Source organism: Streptococcus timonensis (genome assembly GCF_047463455.1).
Taxonomy (GTDB): domain Bacteria; phylum Bacillota; class Bacilli; order Lactobacillales; family Streptococcaceae; genus Streptococcus; species Streptococcus timonensis_B.
In genome coordinates, this window is record NZ_JASHDV010000001.1 from 572,528 (window position 1) to 586,369 (window position 13,842).

General features: G+C 39.7%; 20 protein-coding genes. 2 read left to right on the forward strand and 18 right to left on the reverse strand.

The window, feature by feature from the left end:
• Nucleotides 1-128: 128 nt before the first annotated feature.
• From QM847_RS02935 to QM847_RS02990, 12 genes are all read right to left on the reverse strand, one after another.
• Nucleotides 129-383 (reverse strand): Txe/YoeB family addiction module toxin, encoded by a 255-nt coding sequence (locus QM847_RS02935; RefSeq protein WP_250307520.1) that lies wholly within the window; start codon nucleotides 381-383, stop codon nucleotides 129-131.
• Between the two features lie 3 nt (nucleotides 384-386).
• A complete protein-coding gene (locus QM847_RS02940; protein WP_186822552.1) occupies nucleotides 387-641 on the reverse strand; it encodes a type II toxin-antitoxin system Phd/YefM family antitoxin in 255 nt (84 codons plus the stop codon).
• A gap of 115 nt (nucleotides 642-756) precedes the next feature.
• A complete protein-coding gene (locus QM847_RS02945) occupies nucleotides 757-1,863 on the reverse strand; it encodes a nucleotidyltransferase (protein WP_414353669.1) in 1,107 nt (368 codons plus the stop codon).
• 9 nt (nucleotides 1,864-1,872) lie between these two features.
• Nucleotides 1,873-2,613, reverse strand: a complete 741-nt coding sequence (locus QM847_RS02950; protein WP_061439688.1) for a class I SAM-dependent DNA methyltransferase — start codon at nucleotides 2,611-2,613, stop codon at nucleotides 1,873-1,875.
• A 109-nt stretch (nucleotides 2,614-2,722) separates the two neighbouring features.
• Nucleotides 2,723-3,076, reverse strand: a complete 354-nt coding sequence (gene rsfS / locus QM847_RS02955; protein ID WP_414353671.1) for a ribosome silencing factor — start codon at nucleotides 3,074-3,076, stop codon at nucleotides 2,723-2,725.
• A complete protein-coding gene (gene yqeK / locus QM847_RS02960) occupies nucleotides 3,077-3,670 on the reverse strand; it encodes a bis(5'-nucleosyl)-tetraphosphatase (symmetrical) YqeK (protein ID WP_414353673.1) in 594 nt (197 codons plus the stop codon).
• Nucleotides 3,670-4,299, reverse strand: a complete 630-nt coding sequence (locus QM847_RS02965) for a nicotinate-nucleotide adenylyltransferase (protein WP_414353675.1) — start codon at nucleotides 4,297-4,299, stop codon at nucleotides 3,670-3,672. Before QM847_RS02965 ends, yqeK begins: the two co-directional genes overlap by 1 nt.
• Nucleotides 4,300-4,349: 50 nt before the next feature.
• Nucleotides 4,350-4,661 (reverse strand): ribosome assembly RNA-binding protein YhbY, encoded by a 312-nt coding sequence (gene yhbY / locus QM847_RS02970; RefSeq protein WP_000060171.1) that lies wholly within the window; start codon nucleotides 4,659-4,661, stop codon nucleotides 4,350-4,352.
• A gap of 215 nt (nucleotides 4,662-4,876) precedes the next feature.
• Complete coding sequence (gene yqeH / locus QM847_RS02975; protein ID WP_414353677.1) at nucleotides 4,877-5,983, reverse strand: ribosome biogenesis GTPase YqeH; 1,107 nt, start codon at nucleotides 5,981-5,983, stop codon at nucleotides 4,877-4,879.
• A 2-nt stretch (nucleotides 5,984-5,985) separates the two neighbouring features.
• A complete protein-coding gene (locus QM847_RS02980) occupies nucleotides 5,986-6,513 on the reverse strand; it encodes a YqeG family HAD IIIA-type phosphatase (RefSeq protein ID WP_414353679.1) in 528 nt (175 codons plus the stop codon).
• A 14-nt stretch (nucleotides 6,514-6,527) separates the two neighbouring features.
• Nucleotides 6,528-7,436, reverse strand: coding sequence for a magnesium transporter CorA family protein (locus tag QM847_RS02985; RefSeq protein WP_414353681.1), 909 nt, complete (start codon nucleotides 7,434-7,436; stop codon nucleotides 6,528-6,530).
• 51 nt (nucleotides 7,437-7,487) lie between these two features.
• Nucleotides 7,488-8,054 carry a mechanosensitive ion channel family protein gene (locus QM847_RS02990; protein WP_414353683.1) on the reverse strand — a complete coding sequence of 189 codons (567 nt, stop codon included), beginning with the start codon at nucleotides 8,052-8,054 and terminating at the stop codon, nucleotides 7,488-7,490.
• A 229-nt stretch (nucleotides 8,055-8,283) separates the two neighbouring features.
• Here QM847_RS02990 and QM847_RS02995 point away from each other — a divergent pair, with 229 nt between their 5' ends.
• A complete protein-coding gene (locus tag QM847_RS02995; RefSeq protein WP_414353685.1) occupies nucleotides 8,284-9,249 on the forward strand; it encodes an aromatic acid exporter family protein in 966 nt (321 codons plus the stop codon).
• Between the two features lie 78 nt (nucleotides 9,250-9,327).
• Here the strand turns inward: QM847_RS02995 and QM847_RS03000 are convergent, their stop codons facing one another.
• Together QM847_RS03000 and typA are read right to left on the reverse strand one after the other, a co-directional pair.
• Nucleotides 9,328-9,573: a DUF3165 family protein gene (locus QM847_RS03000; protein ID WP_414353687.1), complete on the reverse strand. Its 246-nt coding sequence runs from the start codon at nucleotides 9,571-9,573 to the stop codon at nucleotides 9,328-9,330.
• Between the two features lie 19 nt (nucleotides 9,574-9,592).
• Nucleotides 9,593-11,434: a translational GTPase TypA gene (gene typA / locus QM847_RS03005; protein WP_414353689.1), complete on the reverse strand. Its 1,842-nt coding sequence runs from the start codon at nucleotides 11,432-11,434 to the stop codon at nucleotides 9,593-9,595.
• Nucleotides 11,435-11,594: 160 nt separating this feature from the next.
• On the opposite strand from typA, the gene QM847_RS03010 reads away from it, so the two are divergent.
• Entirely contained in the window at nucleotides 11,595-12,320 is a 726-nt protein-coding gene (locus tag QM847_RS03010) for a pseudouridine synthase (RefSeq protein ID WP_414353690.1), read from the forward strand.
• A 39-nt stretch (nucleotides 12,321-12,359) separates the two neighbouring features.
• Here QM847_RS03010 and QM847_RS03015 read toward each other — a convergent pair whose 3' ends face one another.
• The 4 genes from QM847_RS03015 to QM847_RS03030 form a co-directional block, all read right to left on the reverse strand.
• A complete protein-coding gene (locus QM847_RS03015; protein WP_414353692.1) occupies nucleotides 12,360-12,593 on the reverse strand; it encodes a DUF4190 domain-containing protein in 234 nt (77 codons plus the stop codon).
• Between the two features lie 102 nt (nucleotides 12,594-12,695).
• Complete coding sequence (locus QM847_RS03020; RefSeq protein WP_269798311.1) at nucleotides 12,696-12,947, reverse strand: hypothetical protein; 252 nt, start codon at nucleotides 12,945-12,947, stop codon at nucleotides 12,696-12,698.
• A gap of 116 nt (nucleotides 12,948-13,063) precedes the next feature.
• Nucleotides 13,064-13,360: a DUF4190 domain-containing protein gene (locus tag QM847_RS03025; protein WP_414353693.1), complete on the reverse strand. Its 297-nt coding sequence runs from the start codon at nucleotides 13,358-13,360 to the stop codon at nucleotides 13,064-13,066.
• Between the two features lie 178 nt (nucleotides 13,361-13,538).
• Entirely contained in the window at nucleotides 13,539-13,772 is a 234-nt protein-coding gene (locus QM847_RS03030; RefSeq protein ID WP_142556577.1) for a DUF4190 domain-containing protein, read from the reverse strand.
• Nucleotides 13,773-13,842: the final 70 nt, after the last annotated feature.

Sequence of the window (13,842 nt, forward strand, 5' to 3'; positions counted from 1 at the left end):
TTAAATGGAAGATGTTTTGATCATTTTTTTGTGGAAAATCTTTTACTTCCTTATTAGAATAGGCCTATTTGAATAGAAATATTTTTACTTATTTTTTACAAAACAAAAAAGCCTACCTCTCAGTAGACTTAGTAATGATCCTTAAAAGATAAGAAAGCGACGCTATCTCCATCCATCATATAGATAATGCGATTTTCTGCATCAATACGACGCGACCAAGCTCCTTGGTAATCATATTTGAGCGGTTCTGGTTTACCAATTCCTGTAAATGGATCACGTTGAATATCCTTGATTAGTTTGTTGATTCTTTTTAATGTTTTCTTATCTTGGTTTTGCCAATAGCAATAATCTGCCCAGGCATCTTCTGTAAACTTGAGTAGCATCCGTCACTCCTCAATCACATGCACCTGAGTGTGCCCCGCACGAACTTGGGACATTCCTCGCAAGACCTTGTCAGAAAGTTCCTTATTCTGAGCAATTCTCAAGGTTTCTTGAATACTATCCCACTCGCTCTTTGAAAGGACTACAATGTCCTCGTCTGGATTTTTGTTGACCACCGTCAAAGGCTCAAACTCATCGTTTACCTTCTTCATGTAGTCTTTTAAATGATTTCGGAATGTTGAGTAAAGAACTGCTTCCATAACCATACCTCGTTTTACCTCTTTTCATCTATTATACACGAAAAGAAAAAAACTTGTACAAGTTTTTTTCTTTTCTATCTAGTTATTCGAAAAAATAATTTAAAAAGTCTACCTCTCAGTAGACTTTGTTTGTTTCGATTCTGAATGGCACTCGACCAAAATTTTGTTCTGCTATACTCGGGTGTCCCAGTTGATAAATTTGGTCTGCCTTTTGGGTTATGGCATCCCAGGGTTCTTTGCCAATTCGGCTAACTAGATTGACCTGCTCCTTGAGTGCTTTAAGGTGTTGTCTACCTTTTTCGGTAAATCCAAGGACATGAATGGCTTCTGGCAGATTACTTTCTCTAGCCTGCACTAAAATATAGGTCAAGAGACGTCGCACACGCGCCTTGGTGTAGCGTTTGGTAGCCACTAACTCAACCAATTCCTCAATAGATTTTGCTATTTTGATGGCTTCCTTAATACGCACTGCCATTTCTTGATTGACCTGATAGATAGTGCTTAGATCTGAGTTTGACAAGATTTGATAGCGGAGCAAGGGAAAATAGTTATCCCAACTCACCTTACTAGCATTTTCAAAGAAGGCAACAGAAGGCATAAAGCGTTCTAAGAAGTCTTGATCATTTTGATGCTGACGAAGAGCTGTTGCCGAGGCAAAGTCCACATCCTTGTCTACCGAATGGTAGCCAGCTCCCAGACGTTGAATTGGATGAAGTTCAATGTTGTGCCTAGCAACTGCCTTGGCATAGGCCAGAGCTAAGACATGATTGGGCGTATCACCAGAAAAATCAAGACCTGCAAATTCCTTCCACATGGCTTGGGTTTTCTGAGGGTAGGAGAAGGAATCAGGTAGATTATCTACAAAATTCTCCATCTCTTGACCACGCTCTGCATATAAGTCCGCAATTTTCTGGTAATCCAGAACTTCTTCTGTCCCAAAGGCTAGGCTATCAATCCCCAACCTTGCCAAGATATCTACTGCTCCTTGTCCAAAGAAATCCGCTGCCTGAACACTGACTAAAAAGGGCAATTCTACTACCAAGTCTGCTCCATTCTCCAGTGCCATTTGAGCCCGTGTCCACTTGTCCACGATAGCAGGCTCTCCTCGTTGCATGAAATTCCCAGACATGGCAACAATCTTCAGCCCCTCTGTCTGATCCAGCAGGTATTTATGCCCATTATGAAAAGGATTGAACTCTGCGATAATACCTGTAATGGTCATGGTAATCTCCTACTTCTGCGCCACAAAAAACCAACGGGTGCTAGTTTCTGTAGGCTCCTTATCCTCAAAGTCAGCATAAAGCTTGAAGGACTTAAAACCAGCCTGTTCCAACAAAATATCATAGGTCAAGACTTCGTAGGTTCGCTCCTCATGCACTTCATCGTGGCGACTAAAGGAACCATCCGCTTCCTTGACAAAGAAGGTCAGTTCATGCACGATAGAATGTGGTGCTGCATCCTCGTAGGTATCCCAGAGCATGGCAAAGTCTTCTGCATTTTCATGATAAGAATAGCCTGGGAAGACTTCATCTGTCTGGTAGGTCGAATGCACATCAAAGATGAAGACCCCATCTTCATTGAGGGCATTATAGACTTCTTTAAAGACATCCCCGACTTCAACCTCATCCTGCATGTAACAGATTGAGTCCGAGTAACACGTGACAAAGTCGTATTGACCTGCCTTGGACAGGTCCAACATATTGCCTTCCATAAAATCAATCTTTTGCTTGGCTGAAGCAGCTCTCTTCTCAGCAATCTTCAGCATATCTGCACTTAAGTCGAGTCCTGTTACATCAAATCCAGCTTGAGAAAAGCGAACGGACTGGATTCCTGTACCACAAGCCAGCTCCAATAGTTTCTTTCTCTCCTTAGTCTTAGGCAAATGCCGCAGCGAAAAATCCGTCCATTTATCGTATAAACTATCATCCATCACAGCATCATAAACAGCTGCAAAGGTTTCGTATGTTGCCATAATCATGATACCAAGAGCATCTCTGGAAATACCACTCGCTCTCACCTTTCTAACGATTTTCTTCTAAATTAAGCAAATAAACCCAGTTGACTGCAACTGAGTTCATCTCCTATGCTAAGGCTTCTGAGAGATCTACTGAGTCAGCCTCATGCCATAGTTTTTCGAGGTTATAGTGGGCACGCATTTCTTCTGAGAAGATATGCACAACAACTCCACCGAGGTCTAGCAAGACCCAGCCTCCAGCTGCATCGCCTTCAACGTGACTACCTTTAAAGCCTGCTTGGGCAACTTTTTCACGGATATTTTCAGCAATAGCGTCCAATTGACGACTATTCATAGAGCTAGTGATAACAAAGTAGTCTGTCACACTAGTCAAATCTTGTACATCAAGTGCGAGGATATCCTCCGCACGTTTCTCATCAGCCGCTTTCACGACTAGTTCTAATAATTCTTTTTCGTTCATTTAATCCTCTTTCAAATAGTGCACAAAGGCGTTATAGGTTTCAAGGGTTTGGGGATAGATAGGAAATCCTTGGTGAGCTAAATGCTCTACAGTACGAGCTGTTTCATAGGCTACTGCCTTATTGAGTGACAAACTTGCAATTTCACGAGCCTGGTCCACCCCTGGAAAGGCACGATTGTGCTCGATGTAGTCTGCGACGTAGATAACCTTATCAAGGTCCGTCATCTGACCAGCTCCAACAGTATGAATTTCAATAGCTCGTAGGATTTCAGAATCTTTTAAATCTAAATCTTCCTGAATCTTGTAGATACCGACCATGCCATGCCAGACATTATTGCCCCAGTTTTTAAAATCAGAGTCAAGTTGATAACGGTCTATCAAGTCTAAAAATTCTTGATCTGATAGCTTTTTAGCATAGTCATGAAGGAGACCTGCCAAACCAGCCTTCTCAACATCTACACCAAAGCGCTGAGCCAATTCTATGGCTGCGCGCTCTACACCCAGACAATGGGTTAGACGTTTTTCAGGTAGGAGCTCTGCCATTTTTTCCAACAATTCTTCACGTGAACAGTTGATATAGTCTTGGTATGCCATCAGTAAAGCCCTTCTTTCTCAATATAGTCTAGCACTGGTTTTGGCAAGAGAAAGTTAGGTGTGCGACCTTGGGCGATGAAATCACGCACCATACTGGATGAAATATCCATAAGAGGCACATCCACCCAGATAACTGGATAAGAAGTCCCAGCCTTGTAACGTGGTCGCTGAACTCCCACAAACTGAACTAGTTCCACCAACTCATCAATTCTATACCACTTAGGCAGATAATCTACCATATCGGCACCAATGATAAAGTAATAATCGGTATCTGGATTCTTCTCTGTCAAAATCTTCATGGTGTCGTAGGTGTAGGAAATACCCTTACGCTCCAGCTCGATGGTCTCAATAGCTAAACCTTCGATTCCGTCAATTGCCAATTCAAGCATCTTGAGACGATGATGTTCAGGAATGGTTTCCTTTTTGTCTACGTGAGGCGGTTGATACTCAGGCATGAGCAGAACTTGATCCAATCCCAACTGCTGGCGGACTTGATCTGCCACGATAAGGTGGGCGTTGTGAACAGGGTTAAAATTTCCCCCTAAGATTCCAACTTGCTTACGTTTTTTATCCTTGATTTCTGGCTCTAACTCCACTTTGGTAAAGGGAGTTAATAGTTCGATTGCCATAGGCTAATCTCCTTTAGTCTTCTGTAAAAACAGTTTTTTGGAGTATATTTTTAAATTTCTTTAACTTTTTTAGAAATTTTACGATTTTCTTTCTTGCTTGATTGCTTATACAAAATCAAGATACGACCGATCTTTTGTACTGTATCCACACCGATTTCTTCTTCCAAGATTTCAGCTACTTCGTGGATGTTTTCATCTGTGTTTTGCAAGAGAGTAACCTTGATCAATTCGCGGGCATCAAGTGCCTGACGAACACTGGTTTTGATTTGGTCGTTGAGTCCATTTTTCCCGATTTGGATAATGGGTTTGAGGGTGTGTGCCTGGCTGTTGAGGAAGGCACGTTGTTTTGATGTTAGTGACATAATCTTAAATAAAAGAGTTTCTTTTTATACTTTTCTGAAGTGGTGACGGACGTTAGCAAAGTCCTTTGGACTTTCATGACTAAAATTTGAGCCTAAAGTCTCAAATTTTCCGTAGTTGGTACAATCACTTGTACCAACTGACACCACGGCGAAAAGTATTCTTTATGGGGCTCGCCATGCTCGCCCAAATTTAGACAACCCTTTCCTTTCTGTGTTTAAATAATTGCTTTTCGTGTGACGACGGCGACACCTTCTGGTGCCCAGACGGCGACTTTGGCAGTTCCTGTTACACGGATCCAGCCTAGTCCTGAGATAACTAGGTCTGTCTTGTCCTTAATGGTAAATACATGTTGGACCAGTTTTGGAAAGTCTTCTTTTTCCTTGCTATTCGGTGGCGTAAGGAGGGTTCCAAGATGCTTGTCGTAAAAGGCACTAGCGCCTTCAAGCTTGGTACGGTGGAGTTTGAGTTCATTATCAAAGAAGGCTGTGAAACCTTGCTTTTCTCCTGCAATGAAATCAAATCGTCCCAAACCTCCTAAAAAGAGAGTTTGCTCAGGATTGAGCTGGTAGGTTTTAGGTTTGATTTCCTTTTTAGGACTGACATACTTAAGATTTTTAGCCGTCAAGTAGTGGGCCATCTGATGACGATGGATAATTCCCGGCGTATCATAGATATAAGAACCATCATCAAGTGGGATCTCAATCTTATCTAAGGTTGTCCCTGGGAAACGTGATGTTGTGATGACGTTCTGGTCACCCGTAATTTCCTGGATAATAGCATTGATAAGAGTTGATTTACCGACATTAGTCACCCCAACTACATAGACGTCACGACCCTTACGGTAGTGCTCGATTTTATCAATGACTTCCTTGATAGCATGCTTATTTTGAGCTGAAGTCAGAACGACGTCAACGGGACGTAGACCTTCTTCGTGGGCACGTTCCATAAGCCATTGGCTAATCTTACTAGGCTTAACAGACTTAGGAAGGATGTCTTTTTTATTTCCAACCAAGAGAACATCATTTCCTGATACAAAACGAGGCAAGCCTGGGATAACAGAACCGTTAAAGTCAAAGATATCGATGACGTTCACTACTAAGGCATCACTATCTCCCACCTCGTGCAAAAGTTTTAAGAAATCATCATCCGTCAGCTGCACATCTGTGATTTCATTATAATGACGAAGACGGAAACAACGCTGGCAATAAACTTCACCAGTTTCCAAACCTTTTTCGAGTGCTGACTGAGGCGTAAAGCCTAGACCGGTCTTATCTGTCGTCTGAATGATTGCTCCACATCCAATACAGAGAATTTCTTCCATAGTTAGATTCCTTTTTTATATGTGATAGGCCCGTACTTTTCAGTGATTTGTTTCATGACACGGCGCTCACGAGCACGGTTGATTTGCGTTTTGATAGAATCATGCTGGACCAAGGGTTTGACCAAAATCGAACGAATCCCTGCTCGGTGGGCAGCTCGAATATCCGTCATGAGCTGATCTCCAACCATGACTACTTCGTTTTTCTCATAGTGGAATTCCTTCATGGCACGATCAATCCCGAAAGTAAAGGGCTTCAAAGCCCAATAAACATAGTCAATTCCAAATTTTTCAACTGCCCGTTGAACGCGTTTTTTAGAGTTATTGGACACTACGATGATACGAATACCAGCATCACGAAGGTCATGTAACCACTGCTTCATCTCTGGAGTCCCATCAGGGTTATTCCAAGCAATCAGAGTGTTGTCCAAATCCACCAAAACAGCCTTGATCCCTTGGTCTTTCAGGCTTTGGACTGTCAAATCATAAACTGCTTCTACAGCAAAGTCTGGCATGTAGTTTTCAATAGCCATTTTGGCTCCTTTTCTTAGCTTATTTTTGCAATTCTTTTGAGAAACTGGGCTAGAACGAGCCACAAGACAGCACTAGCCAAAGTGATATAAATCCATGCATGCTTGTCCTCCATAAATGGAAGAGGGACGTTCATCCCGAAAAATCCTGTGATAACCGCAAGAACAGCTAGCAAAACCGAGATGATAGTCAAGGTTGTCAAGTTATCATTCAGGTTATTGTTTAGGATGTTGTTGTATGATCCTGACAATTGTTGAAGAACTTGAGAAATCAAGTCTGTCATAGATACCAACTGATGAGCCTCAATCATGGCATCATCAAACTGTTCTTTTTCAATTTCATCCAAACGACGATAGAGGGCATGCCCTTGGATATGTTCAAGTAAGATACGGTTTTGTTTGGCAGCTGCCGTTAGATAAACCATACCTGTCTCCAAGTCGGAAAGGGCAAAGAGATTTTTCTTGGTTGTTCTCTGACGAAGTAACCCATTGACTTCATCCTTGCTCTTATCCATCTTCTCAATAATTGGATAATAGGCGTTACTAATGATTTCTAGACTAGCAAAGAGAAATTTGTAAATAGAAAGGGATTCATGGCTATTCAGATAAGTTAGCATCTGATCAATGACATAAGCATTCTTATGGTTACTGATGGTAATCATTCGTTGTCTTTCGACGATAAAGGTCATAGGAATCGCTTCATAGTACTCCTTGTCCTTTTCTAAATCCAGAACATTGTAGATAAAGGTCACAGTCCCATTCTCACGGTTGTAATCCATATGGGCACGTTCATTTTTATCCAGCGCATATTCGATGGTTTCCTTATCCAATCCGTAGATTTCAGATAAATCTTCAAGATTTTTAATTTTTTCTACATCTAGATTGATCCAGACACAACCATTTCCTAATTGCTTATCTAAAAACATTGTTTCTCCTTTACCAAACTCTTTCTATTGTACCATAAAAGAGGTGAAATTTCAGTTCTCTTCTTTCCTTGAAAAATTGCTGACAACCGTGATACTTCTATTGGGAACAAAGTGAAGGACTTCATCCTCACTGCGCAGTTGAGTCGTACGAATACCGACACTCACGACCTTACCAGAAATTGTAATCGGACCATTCGTAAACTCAACTTGATCTCCAACATCTAACTGGCGCTCAAAGAGGATGAAAAAGCCATTGACCACGTCTGACAAGAAGCCTTGAGCCCCCATCCCGATTGCCACCCCAGCAATCCCTGCACCTGCCAGAAGACTAGATACAGGTAAGCCTAAAGTAGATAAAACAAAGTAGAGTAAAAAGAAATAGAGGGTGTAGTTCAAAATATTTTCAATCAATCTAGAAATTGTCTTTTGGCGCGCCTCATCTTTCTGGGAAAATTTTAAGGATGGTTTAACGACTCTTTTCACAACTTGATGGAGAATTATTTTAACGATATAAAAGACAATAAAAAGAAGGACTAGAGAGACTGATTTTGAAAACAACTCTTCTAGAATACTGCTGATATTTAACTTATCGATATAACTTTGAATAAATGTTGGCATAGTAAGCTCCTTTCCTAACATTATACCATAAAACGATATCTGAACCAGTTTGGTAAATATTCAATCTGCCTATACTATTATTAGATTCACTTGATTTCAAAACATATTTATACTATAATCAAACCACTACAAGGAGAACGAATTATTTTATCAATAACTCTCTTGGAATAGACCTTTCTACCTTACCTACTACTAAAACTTTAAAGCAATTATCTCAAGGAAATATTCTATGTCTATCTCTCAACGTACATTAAAACTTGTTTTAGCAACCTGCTTTGCCTGTTTTCTAGCCTACTTTTTTGACCTTTCCTCAGCTATTTCAGCTGGTATCATTGCTATTTTAAGTCTCTCTGATACACGAAGAAGCACCATCAAACTAGCTCGCAATAGACTTTTTTCAACCTTGCTTGCTCTGACAATCGGTGTTATTGCCTTTCAACTAACTGGTTATCATATTTGGAGCTTCGGACTTTACTTAGCAATCTATGTTCCTCTAGCCTATAAACTCGGTTGGGAAATTGGAATTACTCCAAGTAGCGTCTTGGTTAGCCATCTATTAATCCAACAATCAACAGCACCAGCACTTTTACTGAATGAGCTCTTACTTTTCCTCATCGGTACCAGTTTTGCTCTCCTAGTCAATCTCTATATGCCTTCACGTCAAAAAGAGATTCAGCTTTATCATACTCTTGTAGAAGAAAAACTAAGAGACGTTTTTCTACGCCTAGCCTATTATCTAAAAAAAGGAGATGGACGCAATCAAGCTCAACTAGTCAATGAACTTGACCAACTATTGGAGGAAGCCCTCAAACTAGTCTATCTGGACCATTCTGATCATCTCTTTCATCAAACAGACTATCATATCCACTACTTTGAAATGCGCCAAAGACAAACCCGCATTTTAAGAAATATGGCCAAGCAGATTAACACCTGCCAACTAGCCGCTAGTGAGAGTCTAATTGTCGCTCAGCTCTTTTCAAAAACAGCTAGCCAACTGAGTCAAACCAATCCTGCCTATAACTTGTTGGAAGACATCGAGAAATACCTGCAGGTATTTCGCAATCGTTCTCTCCCTAAAACAAGAGAAGAGTTTGAGACACGGGCTACCCTATTACAACTCTTTCGCGAATTAGAACACTTTATTCAAATAAAAGTAGATTTCTACCAACGTTACTCTAAACATGCAACAGAGTGATTTAAGACAAAAAACACCTTTCAGACTGCAGAAACTTGCAATCCGAAAGGTGTTTTTGTTTAGGAATATTTCAGGCCTTTATTTCTTTCCTTCAGACATGAGATGAATATCTTTCAAGCTAAAGTAAGCAAGAGCGATCATTGCTATTGCAACGAAAAATTCTGCTGGTAACTGGAAGATTTGGAAAGCTGACATCATCAATAAAATCAAGAGGGCAACCAGACCAAAGACTAATATTACAACATTGACTGTTCCCTTGATACTCTTTGGCGTCGCAAAAATATAAAGTAAGAGTAATAAAATCCCTATGATTAAGTAGATCATCTTTATCTCTTTCTAGCCTTTATTCAGCTGATTTTTTCTTTTTATTTGCTTTCTCACGCTCTGCCTTGTTAAGGATTTGCTTACGTAAACGGATTGATTCAGGTGTTACTTCCATGTATTCATCATCGTTCAAGAACTCAAGTGATTCTTCAAGCGTCAAAATACGAGGTGTCTTGATAACCGCTGTTTGGTCCTTAGTAGCGGAACGAACGTTAGTCATTTGTTTTGCTTTCGTGATGTTAACAGTCAAGTCATTCTCACGAGAGTTTTCACCGATGATCATACCTTCATAAACCTCAGTACCTGGGTTGACAAAGATAGTACCACGTTCTTCGATCGACATGATAGAGTATGTGGTTGCCTTACCAGCATCGATAGAAACGAGGGCACCACGGTGACGTCCCCCAATTTCACCTGGAATCATTGGCAAGTATTGGTCAAAGGTGTGGTTCATGATACCATAACCACGTGTCATTGACAAGAACTCAGTTGAATATCCAATCAAACCACGTGCAGGAACTAGGAAAACCAAACGAGTTTGACCGTTTCCAGTTGCAATCATATCCAACATTTCACCCTTACGCTCAGAAAGACTTTGGATAACTGAACCTTGGTATTCTTCTGGAGTATCGATTTGGACACGTTCAAATGGTTCACATTTGACTCCATCAATTTCTTTGATGATCACTTCTGGACGAGATACTTGAAGCTCATAACCTTCACGACGCATGGTTTCAATCAAGATTGACAAGTGGAGTTCTCCACGTCCTGAAACAGTCCATTTATCCGGTGAATCTGTTGGCTCAACACGAAGAGATACGTCTGTTTGCAATTCTGCTTGCAAGCGTTCTTCGACCTTACGAGAAGTTACCCACTTACCTTCACGACCAGCAAATGGGGAGTTGTTCACCAAGAAGGTCATTTGAAGAGTTGGCTCATCGATGTGAAGAACTGGAAGAGCCTCAACTGCATCTGTTGGAGTAATAGTTTCACCGACAAAGATATCTTCCATACCTGATACGGCAATCAAGTCACCAGCCTTGGCTTCTTGGATTTCACGGCGTTCCAAACCAAAGAAACCAAAGAGTTTCGTCACACGGAAGTTCTTGGTTGTACCATCCAATTTAGAAAGGGTAACTTGGTCTCCAACCTTAACAGTACCACGGAAAACACGTCCGATACCGATACGACCAACGAAGTCATTGTAGTCAAGAAGAGATACTTGGAATTGAAGTGGCTCATCTGAGTTATCGATTGGAGCTGGAATGTGGTCAATAATGGTATCAAAGATTGGCGCCATAGTCTTTTCTTGGTCGGCTGGATCATCTGACAATGAAGATGTTCCGTTGATTGCTGACGCATAAACAACTGGGAAGTCAAGTTGGTCATCATCCGCACCGAGCTCGATGAAGAGTTCCAAAACTTCATCCACTACTTCTGCTGGACGAGCTGATGGTTTGTCGATTTTATTGATAACGACGATTGGGACAAGGTCTTGTTCCAAAGCTTTTTTCAATACGAAACGAGTTTGGGGCATAGTACCTTCATAAGAGTCTACGACCAAGACTACACCGTCAACCATTTTCATGATACGTTCAACTTCTCCACCGAAGTCCGCGTGTCCTGGTGTGTCCATGATATTGATACGAGTTCCGTTATAAGCTACGGCAGTGTTTTTCGCAAGAATCGTAATTCCACGCTCTTTTTCAATATCGTTTGAGTCCATTGCACGTTCAGCTAATTCTGTACGTGCATCAAGTGTTGATGATTGTTTCAACAATTCATCAACGAGGGTTGTTTTTCCGTGGTCAACGTGGGCAATAATGGCTACGTTGCGGATATCTTCTCTTAATTTTGTCATGATTTCCTCTGTTATATTCAAAAAATTATTTTCTAACTGAACGATTATACCACAATTTTAGGAAAATGACTTAACTCAAGTAAGTGTAAATGTTTTCAAAAATTTTTCTTCCCATGCCTTTTCTTTTCAAAAATGACATCTTGTGATAAGATAGGCTGGTATGCGTTTAGATAAATTATTAGCTCAGGAAAAAATCAGTCGGAAAGCTATGAAACAGGCTCTCCTAAAAAAAGAAATTTTAGTAGATGGACAAGAAGCTTCTTCCCTTGCACAAAATACTGATACTGGACTCCAAGAACTGATTTTCCAAGGCAGAAGAATTCAAGGATATGAACATACCTACCTCATGCTCCATAAACCAAATGGAGTCGTGACTGCAAGCAAGGACAAGGAACTACCAACGGTCATGGACCTACTGCCTAAGCATCTCCAGTCAGAGCAACTCTATGCAATTGGTCGACTGGATCGAGATACAACAGGGCTTCTCCTCTTAACAAACAATGGCCCTCTAGGTTTTCAACTTCTCCATCCTCAATATCATGTGGATAAAACTTACCAAGTTGAAGTCAACGGACCACTCTCATCCGACCACATCCAACAGTTCAAAGATGGGATTATCTTTTTAGATGGAACTGCCTGTAAACCTGCTCAGCTTGAGATTCTATCTTCAAGTTCTAGTCTCAGCCGAGCCACCATCACCATCTCTGAAGGGAAATTTCATCAGGTAAAAAAAATGTTTCTCTCAATCGGTGTCAAGGTCACTGCCCTAAAACGAGTTCAGTTCGGGGATTTTACATTAGATTCAGAGTTAGCAGAAGGTCAATACCGACCCTTGAATCAAGAGGAATTGAAAATCATTAAAAACTACTTAGAGAAAAGTGAATAAAATAAAAAAGCTTTAAAACTAAAGCCTTTTTTAGATTCTTTAACTCATATTTAAAAAAATTCCAATAATCCAGTTAAGTGCAGAAAGAACAATACCTACAATCGCTAGAATTCTTTCTGTTTTATAGTCAAGTCCAGATTCTTTTTGACGTGTGTTAGCTTCTATTATAGCAAGAGCTCCTAAAACAATACCTACCACTGGAATCACAAGACTAGCTACGATTGATAGGATACCTATATTACGTGCGGTTTTTTTCTTTTCTTCTGTATTCATATTATAAAAACTCCTTAAATTTATTACAGATTCATTATACCATACAAAGCTATTTTGTCCTTGAATAAAATAAAAAAGCTTTAAAACTAAAGCTTTTTTGTTTTAATTAATTCTCGAAAGTTGTGAGATAAGTACGATACAGATAAGTGCAGAAATCACAACCCCTAACACAATCCCTAAAATAGAGAGAATTTTTTCTGTCTTATAGTCTAGTCCAGACTCTTTTTGATGTGAATTAGCCAAGACCAAACCAAAAATACCAAAAATAATACTTAACACCGGAAATCCAAAGGCAACTATGATAGATATGATACTCAAAACAATTGGCGCTTTTTTCTTTTCTTCTGTATTCATATTATAAAAACTCCTTAAATTGATTACAGATTCATTATACCATACAAAGAGATTTTATTTAATGTGCAATAAATAACCTTTCCCTTGAGCCAGGAAATATTAGAAATGATTGATACCTACTTCGAGAAAATTGTATAAAATAAAAAAACTTTAAATATAAAGCTTTTTTGGATTCTTGCTAAGCTATAAAATAAAGCGATGTCCACAATCCAGCTAAGGACAGAAACTACGATCCCCACGATACTTAGGATTCTTTCTCTTTTAAAGTCTAGACCAGATTTTTTTTGACTTGAATTAGCCATGACTAGTCCAACGATACCTAGAATCAGTCCTACTATTGGAGATGGCAATCCAAGGACGATAGATAGAATAGCTAAAATAAGTGGGTGTTTTTTCTTTTTTTGTGTATCCATATTATAAAACTCCTTAAATTTATTACAGATTCATTATACCATACAAAGATATTTTATTTAATGTGCAAGAAATAACCTTTCCCTTGAGCCGGGAAATATTAGAAATGATTGATACCTACTTCTAGAAGATTGTATAAAATAAAAAAGCTTTAAATATAAAGCTTTTTTAAATTCTTACTTAGCTATAAAATAAAGCGATACCCGCAATCCAGTTAAGGACAGAAACTACAATCCCGACAATACTTAGGATTCTTTCTCTTTTAAAGTCTAAACCAGATTCTTTTTGACTTGAATTAGCCATTACTAGTCCAACGATACCTAGAATCAGTCCTACTATTGGAGATAGCAAGCCAAGGACGATAGATAGAATACCTAAAATAAGTGGGTGTTTTTTCTTTTCTTGTGTATCCATATTATAAAACTCCTTAAATTTATTACAAATTAATTATACTATAATACGCTAGCTTTATCTATCATTCGAC

Bases quoted from the DNA above. Each gene is read 5' to 3' on its own strand.
- yqeK (WP_414353673.1), bottom strand. From the start codon at position 3,670: ATGGCATACCAAGACTATATCAACTGTTCACGTGAAGAATTGTTGGAA.
- QM847_RS02985 (WP_414353681.1), bottom strand. From the start codon at position 7,436: ATGTTTTTAGATAAGCAATTAGGAAATGGTTGTGTCTGGATCAATCTA.
- QM847_RS02990 (WP_414353683.1), bottom strand. From the start codon at position 8,054: ATGCCAACATTTATTCAAAGTTATATCGATAAGTTAAATATCAGCAGT.
- QM847_RS02945 (WP_414353669.1), bottom strand. From the start codon at position 1,863: ATGACCATTACAGGTATTATCGCAGAGTTCAATCCTTTTCATAATGGG.
- QM847_RS03030 (WP_142556577.1), bottom strand. From the start codon at position 13,772: ATGGATACACAAGAAAAGAAAAAACACCCACTTATTTTAGGTATTCTA.
- QM847_RS03020 (WP_269798311.1), bottom strand. From the start codon at position 12,947: ATGAATACAGAAGAAAAGAAAAAAGCGCCAATTGTTTTGAGTATCATA.
- typA (WP_414353689.1), bottom strand. From the start codon at position 11,434: ATGACAAAATTAAGAGAAGATATCCGCAACGTAGCCATTATTGCCCAC.
- QM847_RS02935 (WP_250307520.1), bottom strand. From the start codon at position 383: ATGCTACTCAAGTTTACAGAAGATGCCTGGGCAGATTATTGCTATTGG.
- QM847_RS03025 (WP_414353693.1), bottom strand. From the start codon at position 13,360: ATGGATACACAAAAAAAGAAAAAACACCCACTTATTTTAGCTATTCTA.
- rsfS (WP_414353671.1), bottom strand. From the start codon at position 3,076: ATGAACGAAAAAGAATTATTAGAACTAGTCGTGAAAGCGGCTGATGAG.
- QM847_RS03015 (WP_414353692.1), bottom strand. From the start codon at position 12,593: ATGAATACAGAAGAAAAGAAAAAAACCGCACGTAATATAGGTATCCTA.
- QM847_RS03000 (WP_414353687.1), bottom strand. From the start codon at position 9,573: ATGATCTACTTAATCATAGGGATTTTATTACTCTTACTTTATATTTTT.
- QM847_RS02940 (WP_186822552.1), bottom strand. From the start codon at position 641: ATGGAAGCAGTTCTTTACTCAACATTCCGAAATCATTTAAAAGACTAC.
- QM847_RS02950 (WP_061439688.1), bottom strand. From the start codon at position 2,613: ATGGCAACATACGAAACCTTTGCAGCTGTTTATGATGCTGTGATGGAT.
- QM847_RS02995 (WP_414353685.1), top strand. From the start codon at position 8,284: ATGTCTATCTCTCAACGTACATTAAAACTTGTTTTAGCAACCTGCTTT.
- QM847_RS02980 (WP_414353679.1), bottom strand. From the start codon at position 6,513: ATGGCTATTGAAAACTACATGCCAGACTTTGCTGTAGAAGCAGTTTAT.
- yhbY (WP_000060171.1), bottom strand. From the start codon at position 4,661: ATGTCACTAACATCAAAACAACGTGCCTTCCTCAACAGCCAGGCACAC.
- yqeH (WP_414353677.1), bottom strand. From the start codon at position 5,983: ATGGAAGAAATTCTCTGTATTGGATGTGGAGCAATCATTCAGACGACA.
- QM847_RS03010 (WP_414353690.1), top strand. From the start codon at position 11,595: ATGCGTTTAGATAAATTATTAGCTCAGGAAAAAATCAGTCGGAAAGCT.
- QM847_RS02965 (WP_414353675.1), bottom strand. From the start codon at position 4,299: ATGGCAATCGAACTATTAACTCCCTTTACCAAAGTGGAGTTAGAGCCA.